At 36.5% G+C, this 15,069-nt stretch carries 17 protein-coding genes; 6 read left to right on the top strand and 11 right to left on the bottom strand.

Features of this window, described 5'->3' with window-relative positions; genetic code table 11:
* Window positions 1–39: 39 nt before the first annotated feature.
* Window positions 40–816, bottom strand: coding sequence for an ABC transporter permease (locus TDSAC_RS01890; protein WP_108308495.1), 777 nt, complete (start codon window positions 814–816; stop codon window positions 40–42).
* A 412-nt stretch (window positions 817–1,228) separates the two neighbouring features.
* On the opposite strand from TDSAC_RS01890, the gene TDSAC_RS01885 reads away from it, so the two are divergent.
* The 4 genes from TDSAC_RS01885 to hepT all read left to right on the top strand — a co-directional run bounded on the left by TDSAC_RS01885 (window position 1,229) and on the right by hepT (window position 3,565).
* A complete protein-coding gene (locus TDSAC_RS01885; protein ID WP_108308493.1) occupies window positions 1,229–1,840 on the top strand; it encodes an FmdE family protein in 612 nt (203 codons plus the stop codon).
* Window positions 1,841–1,908: 68 nt separating this feature from the next.
* A complete protein-coding gene (locus TDSAC_RS01880) occupies window positions 1,909–2,670 on the top strand; it encodes a sulfite exporter TauE/SafE family protein (protein WP_108308488.1) in 762 nt (253 codons plus the stop codon).
* A gap of 90 nt (window positions 2,671–2,760) precedes the next feature.
* Window positions 2,761–3,147, top strand: a complete 387-nt coding sequence (gene mntA, locus TDSAC_RS01875; protein ID WP_199919857.1) for a type VII toxin-antitoxin system MntA family adenylyltransferase antitoxin — start codon at window positions 2,761–2,763, stop codon at window positions 3,145–3,147.
* On the top strand, window positions 3,134–3,565 hold the full coding sequence (gene hepT / locus TDSAC_RS01870) for a type VII toxin-antitoxin system HepT family RNase toxin (RefSeq protein ID WP_108308483.1): 432 nt from the start codon (window positions 3,134–3,136) through the stop codon (window positions 3,563–3,565). The genes mntA and hepT overlap by 14 nt, the downstream gene beginning before the upstream one ends.
* Before the next feature lie 80 nt (window positions 3,566–3,645).
* Here hepT and TDSAC_RS01865 read toward each other — a convergent pair whose 3' ends face one another.
* The 6 genes from TDSAC_RS01865 to TDSAC_RS01845 all read right to left on the bottom strand — a co-directional run bounded on the left by TDSAC_RS01865 (window position 3,646) and on the right by TDSAC_RS01845 (window position 7,894).
* Window positions 3,646–4,497: a COG4705 family protein gene (locus TDSAC_RS01865; protein ID WP_108308481.1), complete on the bottom strand. Its 852-nt coding sequence runs from the start codon at window positions 4,495–4,497 to the stop codon at window positions 3,646–3,648.
* 136 nt (window positions 4,498–4,633) lie between these two features.
* Window positions 4,634–4,804: a hypothetical protein gene (locus TDSAC_RS09010; RefSeq protein WP_199919856.1), complete on the bottom strand. Its 171-nt coding sequence runs from the start codon at window positions 4,802–4,804 to the stop codon at window positions 4,634–4,636.
* 15 nt (window positions 4,805–4,819) lie between these two features.
* Window positions 4,820–5,497, bottom strand: a complete 678-nt coding sequence (locus tag TDSAC_RS01860) for a tetratricopeptide repeat protein (protein WP_199919855.1) — start codon at window positions 5,495–5,497, stop codon at window positions 4,820–4,822.
* Window positions 5,498–5,603: 106 nt separating this feature from the next.
* Complete coding sequence (locus TDSAC_RS01855; RefSeq protein ID WP_108308476.1) at window positions 5,604–5,984, bottom strand: hypothetical protein; 381 nt, start codon at window positions 5,982–5,984, stop codon at window positions 5,604–5,606.
* Window positions 5,974–7,293, bottom strand: coding sequence for a glycosyl hydrolase family 18 protein (locus tag TDSAC_RS01850; protein ID WP_199919854.1), 1,320 nt, complete (start codon window positions 7,291–7,293; stop codon window positions 5,974–5,976). The genes TDSAC_RS01855 and TDSAC_RS01850 overlap by 11 nt, the downstream gene beginning before the upstream one ends.
* A 190-nt stretch (window positions 7,294–7,483) precedes the next feature.
* The gene (locus tag TDSAC_RS01845) at window positions 7,484–7,894 is read right to left on the bottom strand and encodes a hypothetical protein (RefSeq protein ID WP_108308471.1); all 411 of its coding nucleotides are present in this window, start codon (window positions 7,892–7,894) and stop codon (window positions 7,484–7,486) included.
* 84 nt (window positions 7,895–7,978) lie between these two features.
* Between TDSAC_RS01845 and TDSAC_RS01840 the strand changes: the two genes are divergently transcribed.
* Window positions 7,979–8,572 (top strand): flavodoxin family protein, encoded by a 594-nt coding sequence (locus TDSAC_RS01840; protein WP_108308468.1) that lies wholly within the window; start codon window positions 7,979–7,981, stop codon window positions 8,570–8,572.
* Between the two features lie 20 nt (window positions 8,573–8,592).
* On the top strand, window positions 8,593–9,165 hold the full coding sequence (locus TDSAC_RS01835; RefSeq protein WP_108308466.1) for a flavodoxin family protein: 573 nt from the start codon (window positions 8,593–8,595) through the stop codon (window positions 9,163–9,165).
* Here TDSAC_RS01835 and TDSAC_RS01830 read toward each other — a convergent pair.
* From TDSAC_RS01830 to nrfD, 4 genes are all read right to left on the bottom strand, one after another.
* Window positions 9,149–10,036: a hypothetical protein gene (locus TDSAC_RS01830; RefSeq protein ID WP_108308463.1), complete on the bottom strand. Its 888-nt coding sequence runs from the start codon at window positions 10,034–10,036 to the stop codon at window positions 9,149–9,151. The genes TDSAC_RS01835 and TDSAC_RS01830 overlap by 17 nt on opposite strands.
* A gap of 119 nt (window positions 10,037–10,155) precedes the next feature.
* Entirely contained in the window at window positions 10,156–10,794 is a 639-nt protein-coding gene (locus TDSAC_RS01825) for a TorD/DmsD family molecular chaperone (protein WP_108308461.1), read from the bottom strand.
* 4 nt (window positions 10,795–10,798) lie between these two features.
* The gene (locus TDSAC_RS01820; protein WP_108308459.1) at window positions 10,799–13,876 is read right to left on the bottom strand and encodes a molybdopterin-dependent oxidoreductase; all 3,078 of its coding nucleotides are present in this window, start codon (window positions 13,874–13,876) and stop codon (window positions 10,799–10,801) included.
* A 12-nt stretch (window positions 13,877–13,888) separates the two neighbouring features.
* Window positions 13,889–15,067 (bottom strand): NrfD/PsrC family molybdoenzyme membrane anchor subunit, encoded by a 1,179-nt coding sequence (nrfD, locus tag TDSAC_RS01815; protein ID WP_108308457.1) that lies wholly within the window; start codon window positions 15,065–15,067, stop codon window positions 13,889–13,891.
* Between the last annotated feature and the right edge of the window lie 2 nt (window positions 15,068–15,069).

Raw genomic sequence — 15,069 nt, 5'->3', positions numbered from 1 at the left:
TTTATAAAGTCCTTTAATTTCTACTGCAATTTCTGCCATCTATACCTCCTCAGCCACTCTTCTCTGTAAGCGGTCGAAGATAAGAAAACCAATCCAGAAAAATATAATGCTTCCCACAAACATCCAGAAAAGCGCTAAAAGATTGGGAGGTGTCCTGTAATACATTATCGCAAGATATGCCTCTACTATATGCGTAGCAGGGTTCAGGTAGAAAAATATCCTCAGGTGTTCAGGAACTATGCTTATTGGATATACTATTGGCGTAGAAAAAAACCACAGGTTTATAAGGACGTTTACTGTGTGCTCCAGATCCCTAAAATATACGTTTACTACGCTAAGGATAAGCACAAGAGGGATTAGAAATATTGTCTGAACAAGGAGTATTACAGGGTAGAACAATATATCGTGATGAATGCCTATTCCTGAAATCAACAGAGCCACCAAAAGTATTATCATGCTCAAAATATAGTTGATCATATTCGCAAACACTATGGAAAGAGGAATTACCTCTCTTGGAAAATAGACCTTTTTTAGTAAAGATGAGTTTACCACCAGGCACCCAGTCCCCTGAATCACTGAACCAGCAATGTAGTTCCAGGCAAGAAGCCCAATAAACAAAAATATGCTAAAGTCCTTTATATCAGACTTCATAATAGTAGAAAAAACAAATGTATAAACAACAAGCATCAAGAGAGGATTCAGGAATGTCCAGAAGAACCCCAAAACAGAATTTTTGTACCTTATCTGCAACTCTTTGGACACGAGATTTCTCAGCATCTCTCGATAGCGATATATTTCAATAATTTTCTTGATCAAGATATCTCCTTAGTTAGGAAAATTCAACGAATATTAATTTTATCATAGAAAATTAAGATGAGGTTAAAAAGAAGGTTTTATAAGAACCAAATAATGCCATATCTTTAATATGAAAAGTGCTTTTAATATAGCCCTTATTTGATTTTAAAGTATTAATAATGAAATTTCTATCCATCTTCATAATTAATGATCATCCCTAATTGATAATCTTTTAAACTGTCAATCAAAGCTTCATAATCTTTTTCCGACAATATATATGCCGATGTGGTATTGTGGTTTAATACAGCTATAGGTTCACCTTAAACTCTAACACGCTAATAGTAAAAACAGATTTCAGTTTACTACTTTACATTAGTAAATTAGTAATTTATAATATAATTATTAAATTAAAGAGCTTTAAGGAGGAAATAAAATGTTTGAAGCAAAAGATTTCTTTGATTTAGGATTGAAATTTCACGGTCACAAATGTCCGGCAATGCCATTGGGCCTGAAGGCTGCCTGCGCTGCAATGAACACCCTTGGAGTAGAGAGGGCTAAGGACAAAGAGTTAATGCTCCTGGCAGAAACAGCAGACAATCACGCAGCAGGTTGTTTTGTAGATGGGCTTATGACCGTCACGGGTTGCACCTATGGTAAGAGCAATATAAAGAAGCTATATTATGGCAAGATGGCTTTTACCCTCATCGACGTAAAGAACAAGAAGGCAGTAAGGGTATCTCTAAAACCAAAATTCTTTGAAAAGATGCTCGAGTCGCCTTTCATAGCTGAGAGGAAAAAGGGAATAGCGCCTCAAGACGTTGCCCCAGAGATAGTAGATCCATTGATAGAAAGGGTATTAAACCTTAAAGAAGAAGATTTTCTCGATATAAGTCCTGTTTTTAACTATGATTTCAAAAAGACTCCAGGAGTAATGGATGTAGATTTTTGCGACGTTTGTGGTGAAGCGGTATTCATTGACAGGCTAAAGTTTATCGATGGAAAACAGGTCTGCATACCCTGTTCTGAAAAGTTGACTCAGAAATAAAAAAATAAATGCAGCCGTAAAATTTGCGGCTGCTATTCTAAACTTAAACTTTTTCTAAGGAGAAAATAATGATATATTTATTAGCTGCACTTGTAACCTTTGTGGCAAAATCAATTATGGTTATCACTGGAGCTGGAGCAGCATTCATTCTTATACCTGCGTTTTATGCAATGGGCTTCGACCTTCACCAGTCTATGAGCACTGCCCTCTTGTTAAACGTAGTTGCTATGGCGTTTGCCTCCTATTCATACTCAAGAATTGGCTTGATAAAATACAAATTGGCCTTTCCAATAATAATAGCTGTCCTTATAACCTCGCCAATAGGCGCATATTGTAGTAAATTTGTTCCAAGAGAGACCTTATTACTTCTCTTTGCTCTATTTTTGATATTTGCTGCGTCAATGATGATATTTTACAAGCAGAAAAAGAGCAATTCAAGCGAAAATTTTCAAATAAATAAAAAACAGATGCTCACTATTGCCACGCCAATTGGCGCTTTTGCAGGGTTTGTAGCCGGGCTTCTTGGCATTGGCGGAGGAAATATGATAATCCCTATACTCATATTTATAGGTGTACCAGCAAGGTTTGCAGCTGCTACTACATCTTTTATAGTCCTTTTCTCATCCTTTGGAGGATTTTTAGGAAAGCTAGCCATAGGAGGCCTTGACATAAAGTTACTTTTCAGCACTATTATAGCAGCCATCATGGGAGCTCTCTTTGGATCTTATCTTATGAAATACAAGCTCAGCAACAAGAGCGTAAAGGTTCTAATAGGAGTAGTGTTATATATGGTAGCTGCCAAGATGCTCTTTGATTACTTTGTACACTAAAAATGAGAAAATATATAACGTTGAGATATTTCAAAAATCCTTTAGTTTACTGTGCTAAAATAAATTCTGATGGATATTGAAGAGTCGATTGTGAAAATAGAAGAATTTCTCAGCAAAATTGACGAAGTTTTGCTGGCATTTATCTTTGGCTCTTTTATCGAAAATAGACTCACAGATGAAAGCGACGCAGACTTTGCAATCCTTTTTAGTAATATGCCTGATTTCAAATCTCTAAATAAGATCAAGAGCGGCATAACTGAAATTACAGATAGGGATACTGACATAGTTATCTTAAATTCTGCATCGCCAATAATAAAAATGCAGGTATTAAAAAGGGGTCGCTTATTAAAGAAGGTAAACGATAGCGTTTACAATGAATTTTTTCTCAGAACGATCAAAGAATATGATGACTTGAAAATAATAAGAAGGCCCCAAGAACAAAATATACTTAAAGGCAGAATTTATGTTAGAGACTGATATAGTTCTCGCAAAGGTTGCAAACATACAAAGATGTTTAAAAAGAATCATCGCCATCACGAACAATGATCCAAATAGCCTTGATGATATCGACAAACAGGATATATTCGTATTGAATCTACAGAGAGCCATAGAGTCTACAATCGATATTGCCGCCCACATAATAGCCTCTCAAGGTCTTGGACTTGCTACTACAATAAAAGAAAATTTCAAGATTCTAAATGAAGCAGGAATAATTGACGCCGACTTGATGAAAAGGATGCAAGCTATGGTTGGGTTCAGGAACATAGCCATTCACGATTATGCCTCGCTTGATATAAACATCTTGAAATCAATCCTTCAGCATAATTTGAAAGATATAGAAGAATTCTATACATTAATTTTAAAAAAATTTGTCCTGTCTGAAGATGCTCTTTGATTACTTTATACACTAAAAATGAGAAGTGGCCAGCAATTAACTGGTCACTTCTTTTATATAAAACCTGAAACCAGGTGTTGTTATATTTCTTCTCTTTCTGCAGCCCTTTCGGCAGCAACAAACTCTTCGTAAGAGACTTCTTCTACTGGAACAGCTTCCTCGTCAATTCTCGTCTTTGTCAAATAAATAACCAGCATCAAGATAAGCGTTAAAAATATTGCGCTCGTCATTACTGTACCCAGTCCAAGCCCTCCAATGTTTTTAGGTTGAGACATAAGATCCCCTATAGTCGCACCAAGTGGTCTGGTCAATATATATGCCAGCCAGAATGCAAGCACTGAATTCAGATTAAATTTATAATATAACAGCGTAATAATTGCAATCAATGAGCCAAACATCACGGCAGATGGAAAATAACCCAGCTTAAGAGTCTCAGCTATCAAATCTCCAGCAGCAGTTCCCAGCGAAAATGTAAAAAGAATTGCCAGCCAATAAAAAGCCTCACGCCTTGGAGTAAATATGCTATGAATAGACAGGGTCCTTTCCTTATAGTACCACACTAAAAATGTTAGAATAAGCGCAACCGTAAAAACAGCGGTAGATAACTGTAAAGGAACACCTAACTTGTCGCTCAGGTTATCTGTTATCAGCGTGCCCACCACGCTTATTAAGACTACTACCATCCAATATATTTTTGGCACGTATTCTCTTGCCCTGAACTGAAAATACAGGAAAACTAAAAGCAAAGCGCTCATTACGATGCTGGTCTTTGTAAGTCCAAATCCCATATGAACGTTCAGAAAGTCTGCGGCAGTCTCGCCTACTGTAGTGCACAAAATCTTAATAATCCAGAAAAAAATAGTAACTTCTGGCACCTTGTTAAAGATCTTTTTGGCTAAAGATTCGCTTTCTAATTTCACGTTTTCATTCATTCGTATAATCCTCCTCTTCATGAAATTGTTTTAACTAATATAAGCATAGACAATTATCATTAGAGGAGTTTTGAGAACCTGTTATAAACTTATTAGAAATTTTGTTCATGTTTTCTTAATAAAATGTGTTGCTATCTTACGCGGCAAGAGCTAATTCAAAGCCACGAGCAGTATTTTTTATCCTATCGCCAAATGCCAAAATCAGATCCAGCTTTATCTTCCTTCTGACATCGAAATCTATTTTCTCAGACACCACCAATATATCTATATCCCCCGCCTTTTTTCTCCATATCAGTCCTGCTGCCAAAGAAGTGCCTTAACATCAGATATTTTCTTTTCTCAAATCTCTTTTGATTTCTTCACAAGATAAATCCTTTAGCTTATCGCAGGCATCTTTATTCCCAAATTTACAGGCTTTTTTAAAGTACTGCAGTGCTTTAGGGAAATTTTTGTTCTCAAAATATATGTTTCCCAGGTTAAAATATGCTCTTGCAATGTCCTGCCCCTTTCTCACAAGCATTAGATTTCTAAAAATGTCACTATTTCCAGCCGCCTCATTATGTATAGCCCTTATGCTTTGATTTTCCAGCCATCTAAGAACAAGAAAACTAATTATCAATGAGAGGAGTATCATGGAAGGGGAGTCAATCATATTAAATATAGTGTGCCATGCAAGTTTGCTGGTCAGTATGTCATATATATCAAAAGATAGTAACAATAAGGTAAAAATTATAAAAAAGTAGTGAAGAATCTTCAAAAACCTGTGATCCTTTTTATTGATTACAAAGTCTCTTGTTTCCTTTTCAAAAAAAAGTATACGAATTCTCTCAAGAAGGTATATGGTTATACAAAGCGCTAAAATTATCAAGCTTATGGGCGGTAGTTGATGAAGAAAATATCTAAATCTATGAAAGGATGAGTTGTCTATGATCCTGTCAAGTCTGCTGAACAAAAGAAAAAAGGATACACCCCACAGTGCACAAACAAGGCTATAAGCCAATAAAAAGATCCTAAGAAATCTTTTTCCTCCCATAACTAAGAATTATAACATAAAGATTATACATATATTAGATAAAGCATACTAATCCGTTAAAGGGTGAGCAAAGCTAGTCTACATCAATCTCTTCGTACCAGTTGTCGCTCCATTCTGAAGGTTCGGACAAGAGTTCCTGAATTATTTCAAGGTTTACCATCAGATTTCCATAGCTTTCATCGAACTCGTCCTCAGAATAGGTATCCAGTTCATCAAAATATCTATCTCGCCAAATTCCTACAAAGTCGAGCACTTGAGGGAGGAAAGAAAAGCTAACTTCGGTAACCCATGGTTCGTTATCGTCGTCTAATTCGTAAAAGATACTAATATCTGGATCCTCTTCCCTGTCAGAATCAAGCAGCCAGATCTTTACTTCATTTTCCTCATTGTCAACAACATACGAACCAAAGTCGCTTTCAAAGTTTTCCATATATTCAAGATCGCTATTCTCCATTTCTTATTCCTCCTATATTTATTAATTTGTCCCCGAAGGCACTAGAAAAAGAAGCCCAGCTAGAAATCCCTGCTGACTCCAGTTTCCATATTGCAAACCCACCCAGATTATATTTCTTAATAAGCTCAAGTTTATTCGACATGGTCTTTGTATCGTCAAACCAAATCTCATGTCTTAAATTATACCTGTAAAAGCTAATATGATAAAGACCATATTTTTTGTCAAATTCTGGACTAATGCTGTTGGCCTCAATAAATTCTTTCAGGTCCTTGTTGTCAAGCGCTTTAACGCTTATTATCTTGCCCGATGAGTCTTCTATCCATTCTCTGGTATAAAACGGTATTCCCAGTAAAACTTTAGCAGGTTTCACTTCTTTTAGCGTATCATCTAATCCCTTCTTTACCCAGGAAATAGATGCTGTAGGCCCTGCTCTCTCAGATCCCCTGGTAAACTCATCATATGCCATCAAAACAACGTAATCACTAAATTCTGATATTGTTTTTCTATCATAACACGAGGACCAGGACGAGTTATCGTTAGGGACAGTTACGTCCACAGATAAAAGAACGTTCATATTCCTTAACCTTTCAGACAACCTTTCTATAAAGTAATTAAAGTTGTTTTTGTCAAGTTCTCTAAAGTTTTCAAAATCAACATTAACTCCATCTAAATGATATATAGTAGCATACATTACAATCTGTTTAATTGCATTCTCAACGTTATATTTATTCTCTAACAGCTTATGTGTCAAATCAGGATTAAACTTATTATTAAATAATCCCCACACCTTATATCCTTTTTCATGAAGATAATTAACTACTCCAATATCAGCATTATTGCTAAAATTTCCAAAACCGTCTTCCAGAGAAAACCAGGTAAAACATAAGGTATTGATATTCGAATTCAAATCAATTTTTTTAAGATCAGAAAAGTTCCTTGCCGTGCTAAATCCCAAAGCTACCAGGCCCGTTGGTACCTCTTTGTTCGAAGGCATTTTAAGTTTCTTGCCCTGCTCCAAAAGATAGTAATCATTTTTGTCCAGTATCTCAAAACCAAAGAGGCTTGAAAGCGAAAGAAGGTCTACGTAGTAGTTTTTATTGATAATTTTTAGTGGAAAGTTTACCGATTCAAGAGATATTCTTTTCCTGTCAGGCAAATTAAACTTTACGTCAAAGATATAAACCCTTTTTTCTTTCGGGTTTATCAAAAAGTTCTTTTTGGTAACCAACTTTATGTTGTTTGCCAGCATAAAAAGGCCGTCATTGTTTTTTAGAACCTCACCTGCAAAATTACTCGGATAGCTTTCCACATAAAGATCCTTGTCAAAGGCACAAATTTGTCCCAGGGAAACAAAAAGAAAAACAAAAATAAGAGAAAAAATAATCCTATACATTTGAAAGATAGAATATCAAAATAAGCTCAAACTTTCAAGCCAGGGAAGCACTTAGACCCTTTTAAAATACCAATTTAAACAGCCTACAAACTATCAACTATTAAAGTTATCTAAAAAACAAGGTTATAAAACTCGTTATCAGATAAAAAAACGAACTAAATACCAAATAAAAGATTGAAAAGAGAGAGATTGTGAAGTAGAAAATTAAAAAGAGTGTAATAGTAAAAAATCTGCTTACTTTATAATATTTATTAGCCAAAAAAATTACAAAGGATGTCAGAAGTGCCCATGTCCAAAAAACAACTAAAAAGTTGCCCTTTATAATTGAAAGCATACTCAATACTAAAGGTAGAATATACAGGATTAAAAGTTGGATTAAAAAGAGTTTTATCCTTCCATCAAATTTGTTTACAACTATATATTTGAATTTTAGCCTGCTAAATTCATCCTGATATTGGTATTCTTCAACTTCTTTTAGCTCATTATCCTTTTTTTTGGATGGATATATGTCGTTCATTAATTTCCTCCAAATTTAATTGTATTAAAATAAACTATAATAAAATAATACACTATTTTGCGAACCTTTAGAAAGGAGTAAGTGATGAAGGCGATAGCTATTAGCGGAAGTGCAAAAAAGGGTGGGAATACTGCTTTCATGTTAAAGACAGTTTTAGAAGAGCTGGATAGAGAAAAAATACAAACAGAGCTCATAGAACTTGCAGACGAGGAAATAAAATCCTGCACTGCTTGTTATAAGTGCTTTAAGAATAAAGATAAGAAATGCGTAATAAAGGATGACAATCTAAATCATTATATCCAAAAATTGATAGAATCAGATATTATAATTCTTGGTTCCCCAGTATATCTGGTGGACATCACTCCAAAGCTTATTGCGTTTATGGAAAGATGCGGAATGGTCTCAATCGCAAACAAATATCTCTTAAAAAGAAAAGTTGGCGCTGGTGTGGTAGTAAGATATAGGAGAGCCGGAGCAATTCATGGTCTTGATTCGATTAATCATTTCTTTTTAGTAGAACAAATGATCGTTGTCGGATCAAATTATTTAAATATAGGAGTAGGAAGAGGATCGGAAGCAATAAGCGTTTCAGAGGAAGAGGTAGACGAAGAGGGCGTAAAGACTATGATCGATCTGGCTCACAACATTGCCTGGCTTGTCAAAGAAAGATTTCAATAATTTATTTAGGAGGGATAATTATGAAGGCATTGGCTATCAACTCAAGTGCAAGAAAAGACTCTAATACCGCAATAATGTTAAAGAAGGTCTTAAGTGAATTAGAAAAAGATGGAATTCAAACAGAACTCTATCAGATGGCCGGGAAAAAGATCCACGGCTGCACAGCATGTTATAAGTGTATTGCAAACAAAGATAAGCGTTGTGCCGTGGACGATGATATATTCAACGAGTGCTTTGAAAAGATGATCAGCTCTGATATTATTCTGCTTGGCTCCCCTATCTACTTTGCAGACATTACTCCCGAATTAAAATGTTTAATAGATAGGGCTGGAATGGTAGGCAGAGCCAATGACTTTCTTTTAAAGAGAAAGATCGGCGCTGCAGTAATAGTAAACAGGAGAGCTGGAGCAATACACGGATTCGACAGCGTCAATCACTTTTTTTTAATTGAGCAGATGATCGTGGTTGGGTCAAGCTACTGGAACATAGGTATTGGTAGAAACAAAGGCGAAGTAGAAAAGGACGAAGAGGGCATAAGGACCATGATCGATCTGGCTCACAACATCGCCTGGCTTGCTAAGAAGCTGATATAGTAACTGTTATGGTTTTGGCTTTACTCCAATCATATCCTCCTGGGACAAGGGTGATGGTAGCTGTTCCCTGTTTTTTTGCCAGAAACAGGCCATTGCCCTGGTAGGATATATTGCCATAGCCGTATATAATTCTGCAGGTAGTATCTTCTAAGGGATTAAGTCTTCTCAAAAATAGTTTCTGACCAACCTTTAGGCTAACCCTATCGTTGGAAAGCCACGATACCTCTTTTTTTTCAACCCTATACGTTACCAAAAGGGTATTCCCATCAGGCAAGTTGGCATCTGAAACAAAGTTATCAGGATAACTTAAAAAATCCCCTTCTATATTTTTTTCAAATTTATCTGAGTTCCATACAAAAAACCACCTCTTATCAGAGGATGTAAGTTCATATCCCCCATCAAAAGTCTTGATACTTCCCTGGAACAAAGATTCTCCTTCTGCTATATCGACAAGCCTGCCATCCTTTACCAAAAATATTTTATAGTTAAGAAACGCTCCGCTTCCTTCCCTATCCCAGACTAATAGTGCGCTTGGATTATTGTTATCAAGAGGAAAAACTTTAAAGGTTGGATTTTGATAATTTAAAACAAGGCGATCTAAATTTTTAAATATTATTCCCTCACCCACAGTAGAAAAAAGATCAAGATCGGTAAGATTGTTCTCATCGATAGATACCACAATCCAGCACTTATTGCCATCGCTATTGTTAACAGGATATACATTCAAGATTTTGTTAAGAGGCAGATAAAGAGATAACCTATTCGATATGTCGCTTTGAGCATGCACGGCGGCTTCGTTTGCAAAAGAGATATCGCTTGAAAAGAGCAAAAATAATAAGCAGATCAAATATAAAGAAATAACTTTATTCACAATAAAATCTCCTAAGTTAGTATTAACTAATTCTACTATAAAACTACATAACATAAAAAGCTGCCTGAAAGAATCAGATCAAAACCTTTTTTCTCTCAGACAGCTTAAAACTTATAACATTAAGATAGGGTGCTAAAAAAAGTTTTTTCCTTTTCTAAGAATCTTTTACACAATGTGGCAAAGTGTTTATAAAAAGATTCTTCCAACTTACGAGATATTTCTTCAAAAAATATATGAGCCCAATTTAAAATAAATCTGTTAAAAAAGTTTTTTTCATAAAGCAGAGCACTATTTTTATCCTTACTTTCTGAGACAATTAAAATAGACATAAATGCGCAGATTATAGAAATATGGTCGCTTCTATGAATGCTAGAAAAATCTATCCCATAATTACCATATATAGTGTTCAGCTCCTCTGGCAATGAGTAAAATTCGTTATTATCCCGAAATTCCTTATAACTAATATAAGCGCTTGCAAAGGGTGGAATAAAATAATTCGCAACAGGTATCACAAAAGACATTTCGAATATCTGATTTAATCTCGACATTTCTTTTTCGTCACCCAGAGCAAGCAATATGTGATTCATACATTTCTCAGAAGTATTTTTATCTTCTAAATACTCTCCAAGAAAATCCCATAACTCTAAACTTGATAGTCTGTTACAAAGTTCTTTATCAGGATTAAGTATAAAAATATCAGAGATAATATTGTATATAGTTTTTCTTTCAAGGTTAAAGTCATCGAGGTTGTTTATCAATTACTTATACCTTTTCAATCTTTACAGGAGTATCATAATAAACCATACCGCCCGCAACATCGCTTTGAAGTACCGTGGTCCATCCATCTTTTGCCGCTATAGAAGGATCTAAGAGCATCAAGTGGTTTGGATGAATGCCTACATTTCTTGCCGGATCTCCAACATATTTTTTACCGTCGATATACCATTCTCCAGAACCATAAAGCCATCTTCCAAAAGCTTGAGAATAAGTAACTACTCCCGGCCTAAGTGCAAATTTTATTCTCACCCTGCAAACAATACCCTTTGAGTAGGAAGGAGAGATCAGTCTTACGGTATCTCCATTATCTAATTTTAATTTTTTTGCGTCAACCTCACTTATCTCAAGGAAGTTTCCAGGCAACAGCTCTAACAACCACGGATCTGAAATAGTCCTCGACTTTGAATGTATAGGAACCTTGTAAGTAGAAAGCATAAATGGATATTCTTTCCTTGAGTAAATCTCATATATAGGCTGTCCCATCATATTCTTTGGCGGCTCAAGTCTCACACATCCATCGAATCGTTCTCCAGTAATAGCGTTGTGTGTAAGCGCGACCGTTTCGTTGTAGAGTTTAATGACATTTTTGCTGTTGCCCAGCCTGTGTGTTACCCATTCGGGTTCACCAAATGGCAGATATCCAACATCATAATCTTCATAGCGTCCGCCTCTGGCTAATACATAAGCAGCCTTTTTCCATTCATTTCCCTTCAAAGCATTTGGATATTTTTTCATATATTCTTCAACGCTTTTCATATCATAGGCATCCCCATCAGGAACGGGTCCTTGTTTTACAATCTTGTTACCATCAAGCTTTAATAGGGTCTTGTCATCCATTGCTATGTTTACCAACATCTTTAAATAATACTCTTCACGAATAGTCAGCTGAGAACCGTCCAAAAAGGCGTTCTTACCAAAGCCTGGCAAACCAATTTTTATCGCAAGATCTATTAAGAAGTTTTCCATTGTAATAGGCTTACCATCTTTGGTCTTCTCTGTCATGGGCTCAATTACAGGCTGTCTTACAGATATTCTTGAAGTAGGATATGTTGGAAATCCTGGCAGCATACCCCATGTTTCCAAATACGTTGCATCAGGAATTATGTAATCGGCATAGCTAGAGCTCTCAGCTATGACAATATCGCTTGCAATAAACAATGGTACTTTATTTAAATCTTTTATCATCCTTATCCACATCAAAGACTCATCATCAGCTCCGCCCATACCTGGCTGTGCCCATGCAGGGTTTGCCATGTGCTGAAAGAGTATCTTTACAGGGTATGGATACTGGAAATAAGTTCCACCCCATATCTCATGCCATATCCCAAATCCGAATGGAAACCATGGTCTTTCAGCAGGAAAGGGATTGCCGCCATTTTCAGACCTCTTCTTGTATTCACTCGTTTTCTCGTAAAAGCTGCCCTCTCTCGAAATTTTTACGCCCTTTGGCGCAACAAAATTCGGCCATTTCGTAAGGTCGTATGGGCCATTCATATAATTTGCTGAAGGAGCGCCATTGATATAGCCTCCCTTCCAGTCAATGTTCCCTATCAGGACATTTAGAAGCATGACAGCCCTTGCATTGTAATAGCCATTTGCATGCATTGCTGCACCCCTATACATATCAGCAACAGCCTTTCTTCCATGTGAAGTAAATTCATCTGCAAGTTTTATAAAGGTCTCTTTTGAAATGCCGCATTCTTTTTGATATTCATCATAACTGTGTGATGAAACTTCTTGCCATAGATATTGCATAGCCGTCATACACTGCACACCATTTACCGTCACAGGTTCAAGAGACAAATATCCTGTAGGCCACAAGTTAGCTTTCGTGCAATCAGATGCCTTAGTTGGAGAGCCAGATTGTTTATCTATGACCATACCCTTGTCTACAAAAGCACCATAATTTGGATTGCCCTTATCAACTATGACCAAATAACTTGCATTAGAAAAGTTTGGTTCTCCCTGCTTTGTGGCTGCATCAAAATTAGGAACTTCTAAGTATTTTTCGTTATACCTTTTATTTTCTATAATCCATCTAATCATCCCCATTGCAAAAGCACCGTCGCCGCCAGGTTTTATAGGCACAAAATCAGCATGTGATATTTGATTACCTCCTGTTGGGTCAATATATACTACCTTTTTCCCGCTTGACGTGGCCTCAGCAGATCTTCTTGCCAGAGTTTGCATCGGAAAGTTAGCCTGATAATAATTAGAGCCAAAAACTAAAACCAACTCACAATTTGGCAGATCAGGCTTTAGCATGTTAGAGGGAACTACTGAATGGGTCGCCACATGGTGCGTCAGCTCACAAACAGCAACGTGAGGCAGGGCGTTTACAGACCCAAAGGCATTTGCGAACCTGGTAATGAAGTTATTTTGCCCGCCTTCAGCCCTACCCCAATAGGCCACAAATTGATTAGTTTTTGGACCAAAATCAGGATATTGTTCATTTGCTGGCACAAATCTATTTTTACCATCGTTCCAGAGCTGTTTAAAACCTTCCACAAATCTATTCTCTTCACCTGGGACATCTTTAAACAGATAGCCGCCATTGTAAATTTCATCAAGCAATTGTTCATAAGATATTGTTTTAAATTTTTTTGAACCCCTTGGTCCAACTCTTTTCAATGGTTTGTATATCCTATAAGGATCGTAAACAGTCTGCCTGCCAGCCTGTCCTCTTGCACACAGCGAGTGCGAGCCGTTTGCATAAGGTTTAGATGTGTCAAAGGTAGAACCCACATACATAATAGCCTCTTTTGGTGAATCAGAGTATTTAATTTGAGGTTCTGTATCGTGAATGTCATAAGGGCTACCGTCTAACTTTAATATTGTACCCTTATACACTCTTGCCATCAGAGCACAATCGCTGTGACACTGTTTACATGTTGAGAACTTTACCTCAACTCCTGGCCAATTCTCTACTCGACCCGGATAAATCAGCTTACCATCATACCCAAAATATCTAGGCAGATCTTGCTGACTCGCTCCCACACCGACTCCAGCAGCACAAACTCCAAATGTCAAATACTTTAAGAAATCTCTTCTATTCATGTTCATATTAAACCACCTTTAATTGTCTACTGAATTTGTTTGATTTTCAAAGCCATTCTTATTCGAATCTTCCCAACCAAACAGCCATCCAAGGATAAAAAATATTACTATTGACAAACAAATCAAGCCAATTGAAGATAATATTCCATCAAAACCAAGCCATGGAAATTCAGGAATAATGGTACCTTGAGAAATCTTCGGCAGTAGCTGTCCGCCTATGACTGTATTGAACCTCATTGCGAAAACTCCTACCTGAACAAATATTGAGATTATTACCATCATAAGCTTAGACGTCCTTACGGGTTTAAATATCAACAAGATAAGCGGTATTATTAGACCAAGAAGTATTTGAACGACAAAGTAATTAAAGAACAAAACACCACCTGCATTATAAACCAAAGTCCAACCGTGGAATACGTCTGCTTCGGTGTATGCCCTAAATGAATAAAGTTTATCAATAAAATCTAAAAACAAATCAAATGCAATTGCAAATATCATAAATATTCCCAAGGCATTTAGCGTTTCTATATTTACAACGTTTTTCTTAGAGTAATATGAATATCCAATGACATAAAGCAAGGTAACAAGAGCTGCGCCTGAGACAATGGCAGAGGTTATAAACATAAGCATCATAACAGAACTTGTCCACAAAGCCCTGGCTTTTATAGCGCCAAATACAAAACCAATGTATCCGTGAAAAGCGAATGCGAGAGGAACGCCTATTACAGAGATTATAAAAAGAGCCTTTCTGTCTTTTAACAGAGATTCTTTTGAAATATTATTGTTGCCAAAAGTCAAAAACCTTGCTATAGACCCCCTAATACCGCTTAGCTTGGATTTCTCAATATTTTCGACCCTATAGTCAAAGTACATTTCAAAAAACATTAATATTACATACAGTGTCCATATTATTATAAACACACTCAGTGGAGAATATGGAAAGTGATCTCTAAAATAAAGTTCCAATGGCGCTTTTGCTGGTTGCAAACTATCTACCAATGGGGCAAGAGCAGCTATCAAAACCATAGCAAAGCTTGAGGTAGCAGCTAACTTCGCAACTGGCTCAAACTGTTTAAACCCAAATAGGTGGGCAAGAGAGTCAATTACAAAGGCCCCAGCCATCAAACCCGACAAAAATGGGTAGATAACTATTGGCAGTCCCCAAACTGCAGTTTCTAAAAATTGTCCTCCTAGCATAA

Origin of the sequence: Thermodesulfobium acidiphilum, from assembly GCF_003057965.1 — a bacterium.
GTDB classification, from domain to species: domain Bacteria; phylum Thermodesulfobiota; class Thermodesulfobiia; order Thermodesulfobiales; family Thermodesulfobiaceae; genus Thermodesulfobium; species Thermodesulfobium acidiphilum.
Note: the sequence above shows the minus strand (reverse complement) of the source record. Positions and strands in the feature narration are given on the sequence as shown.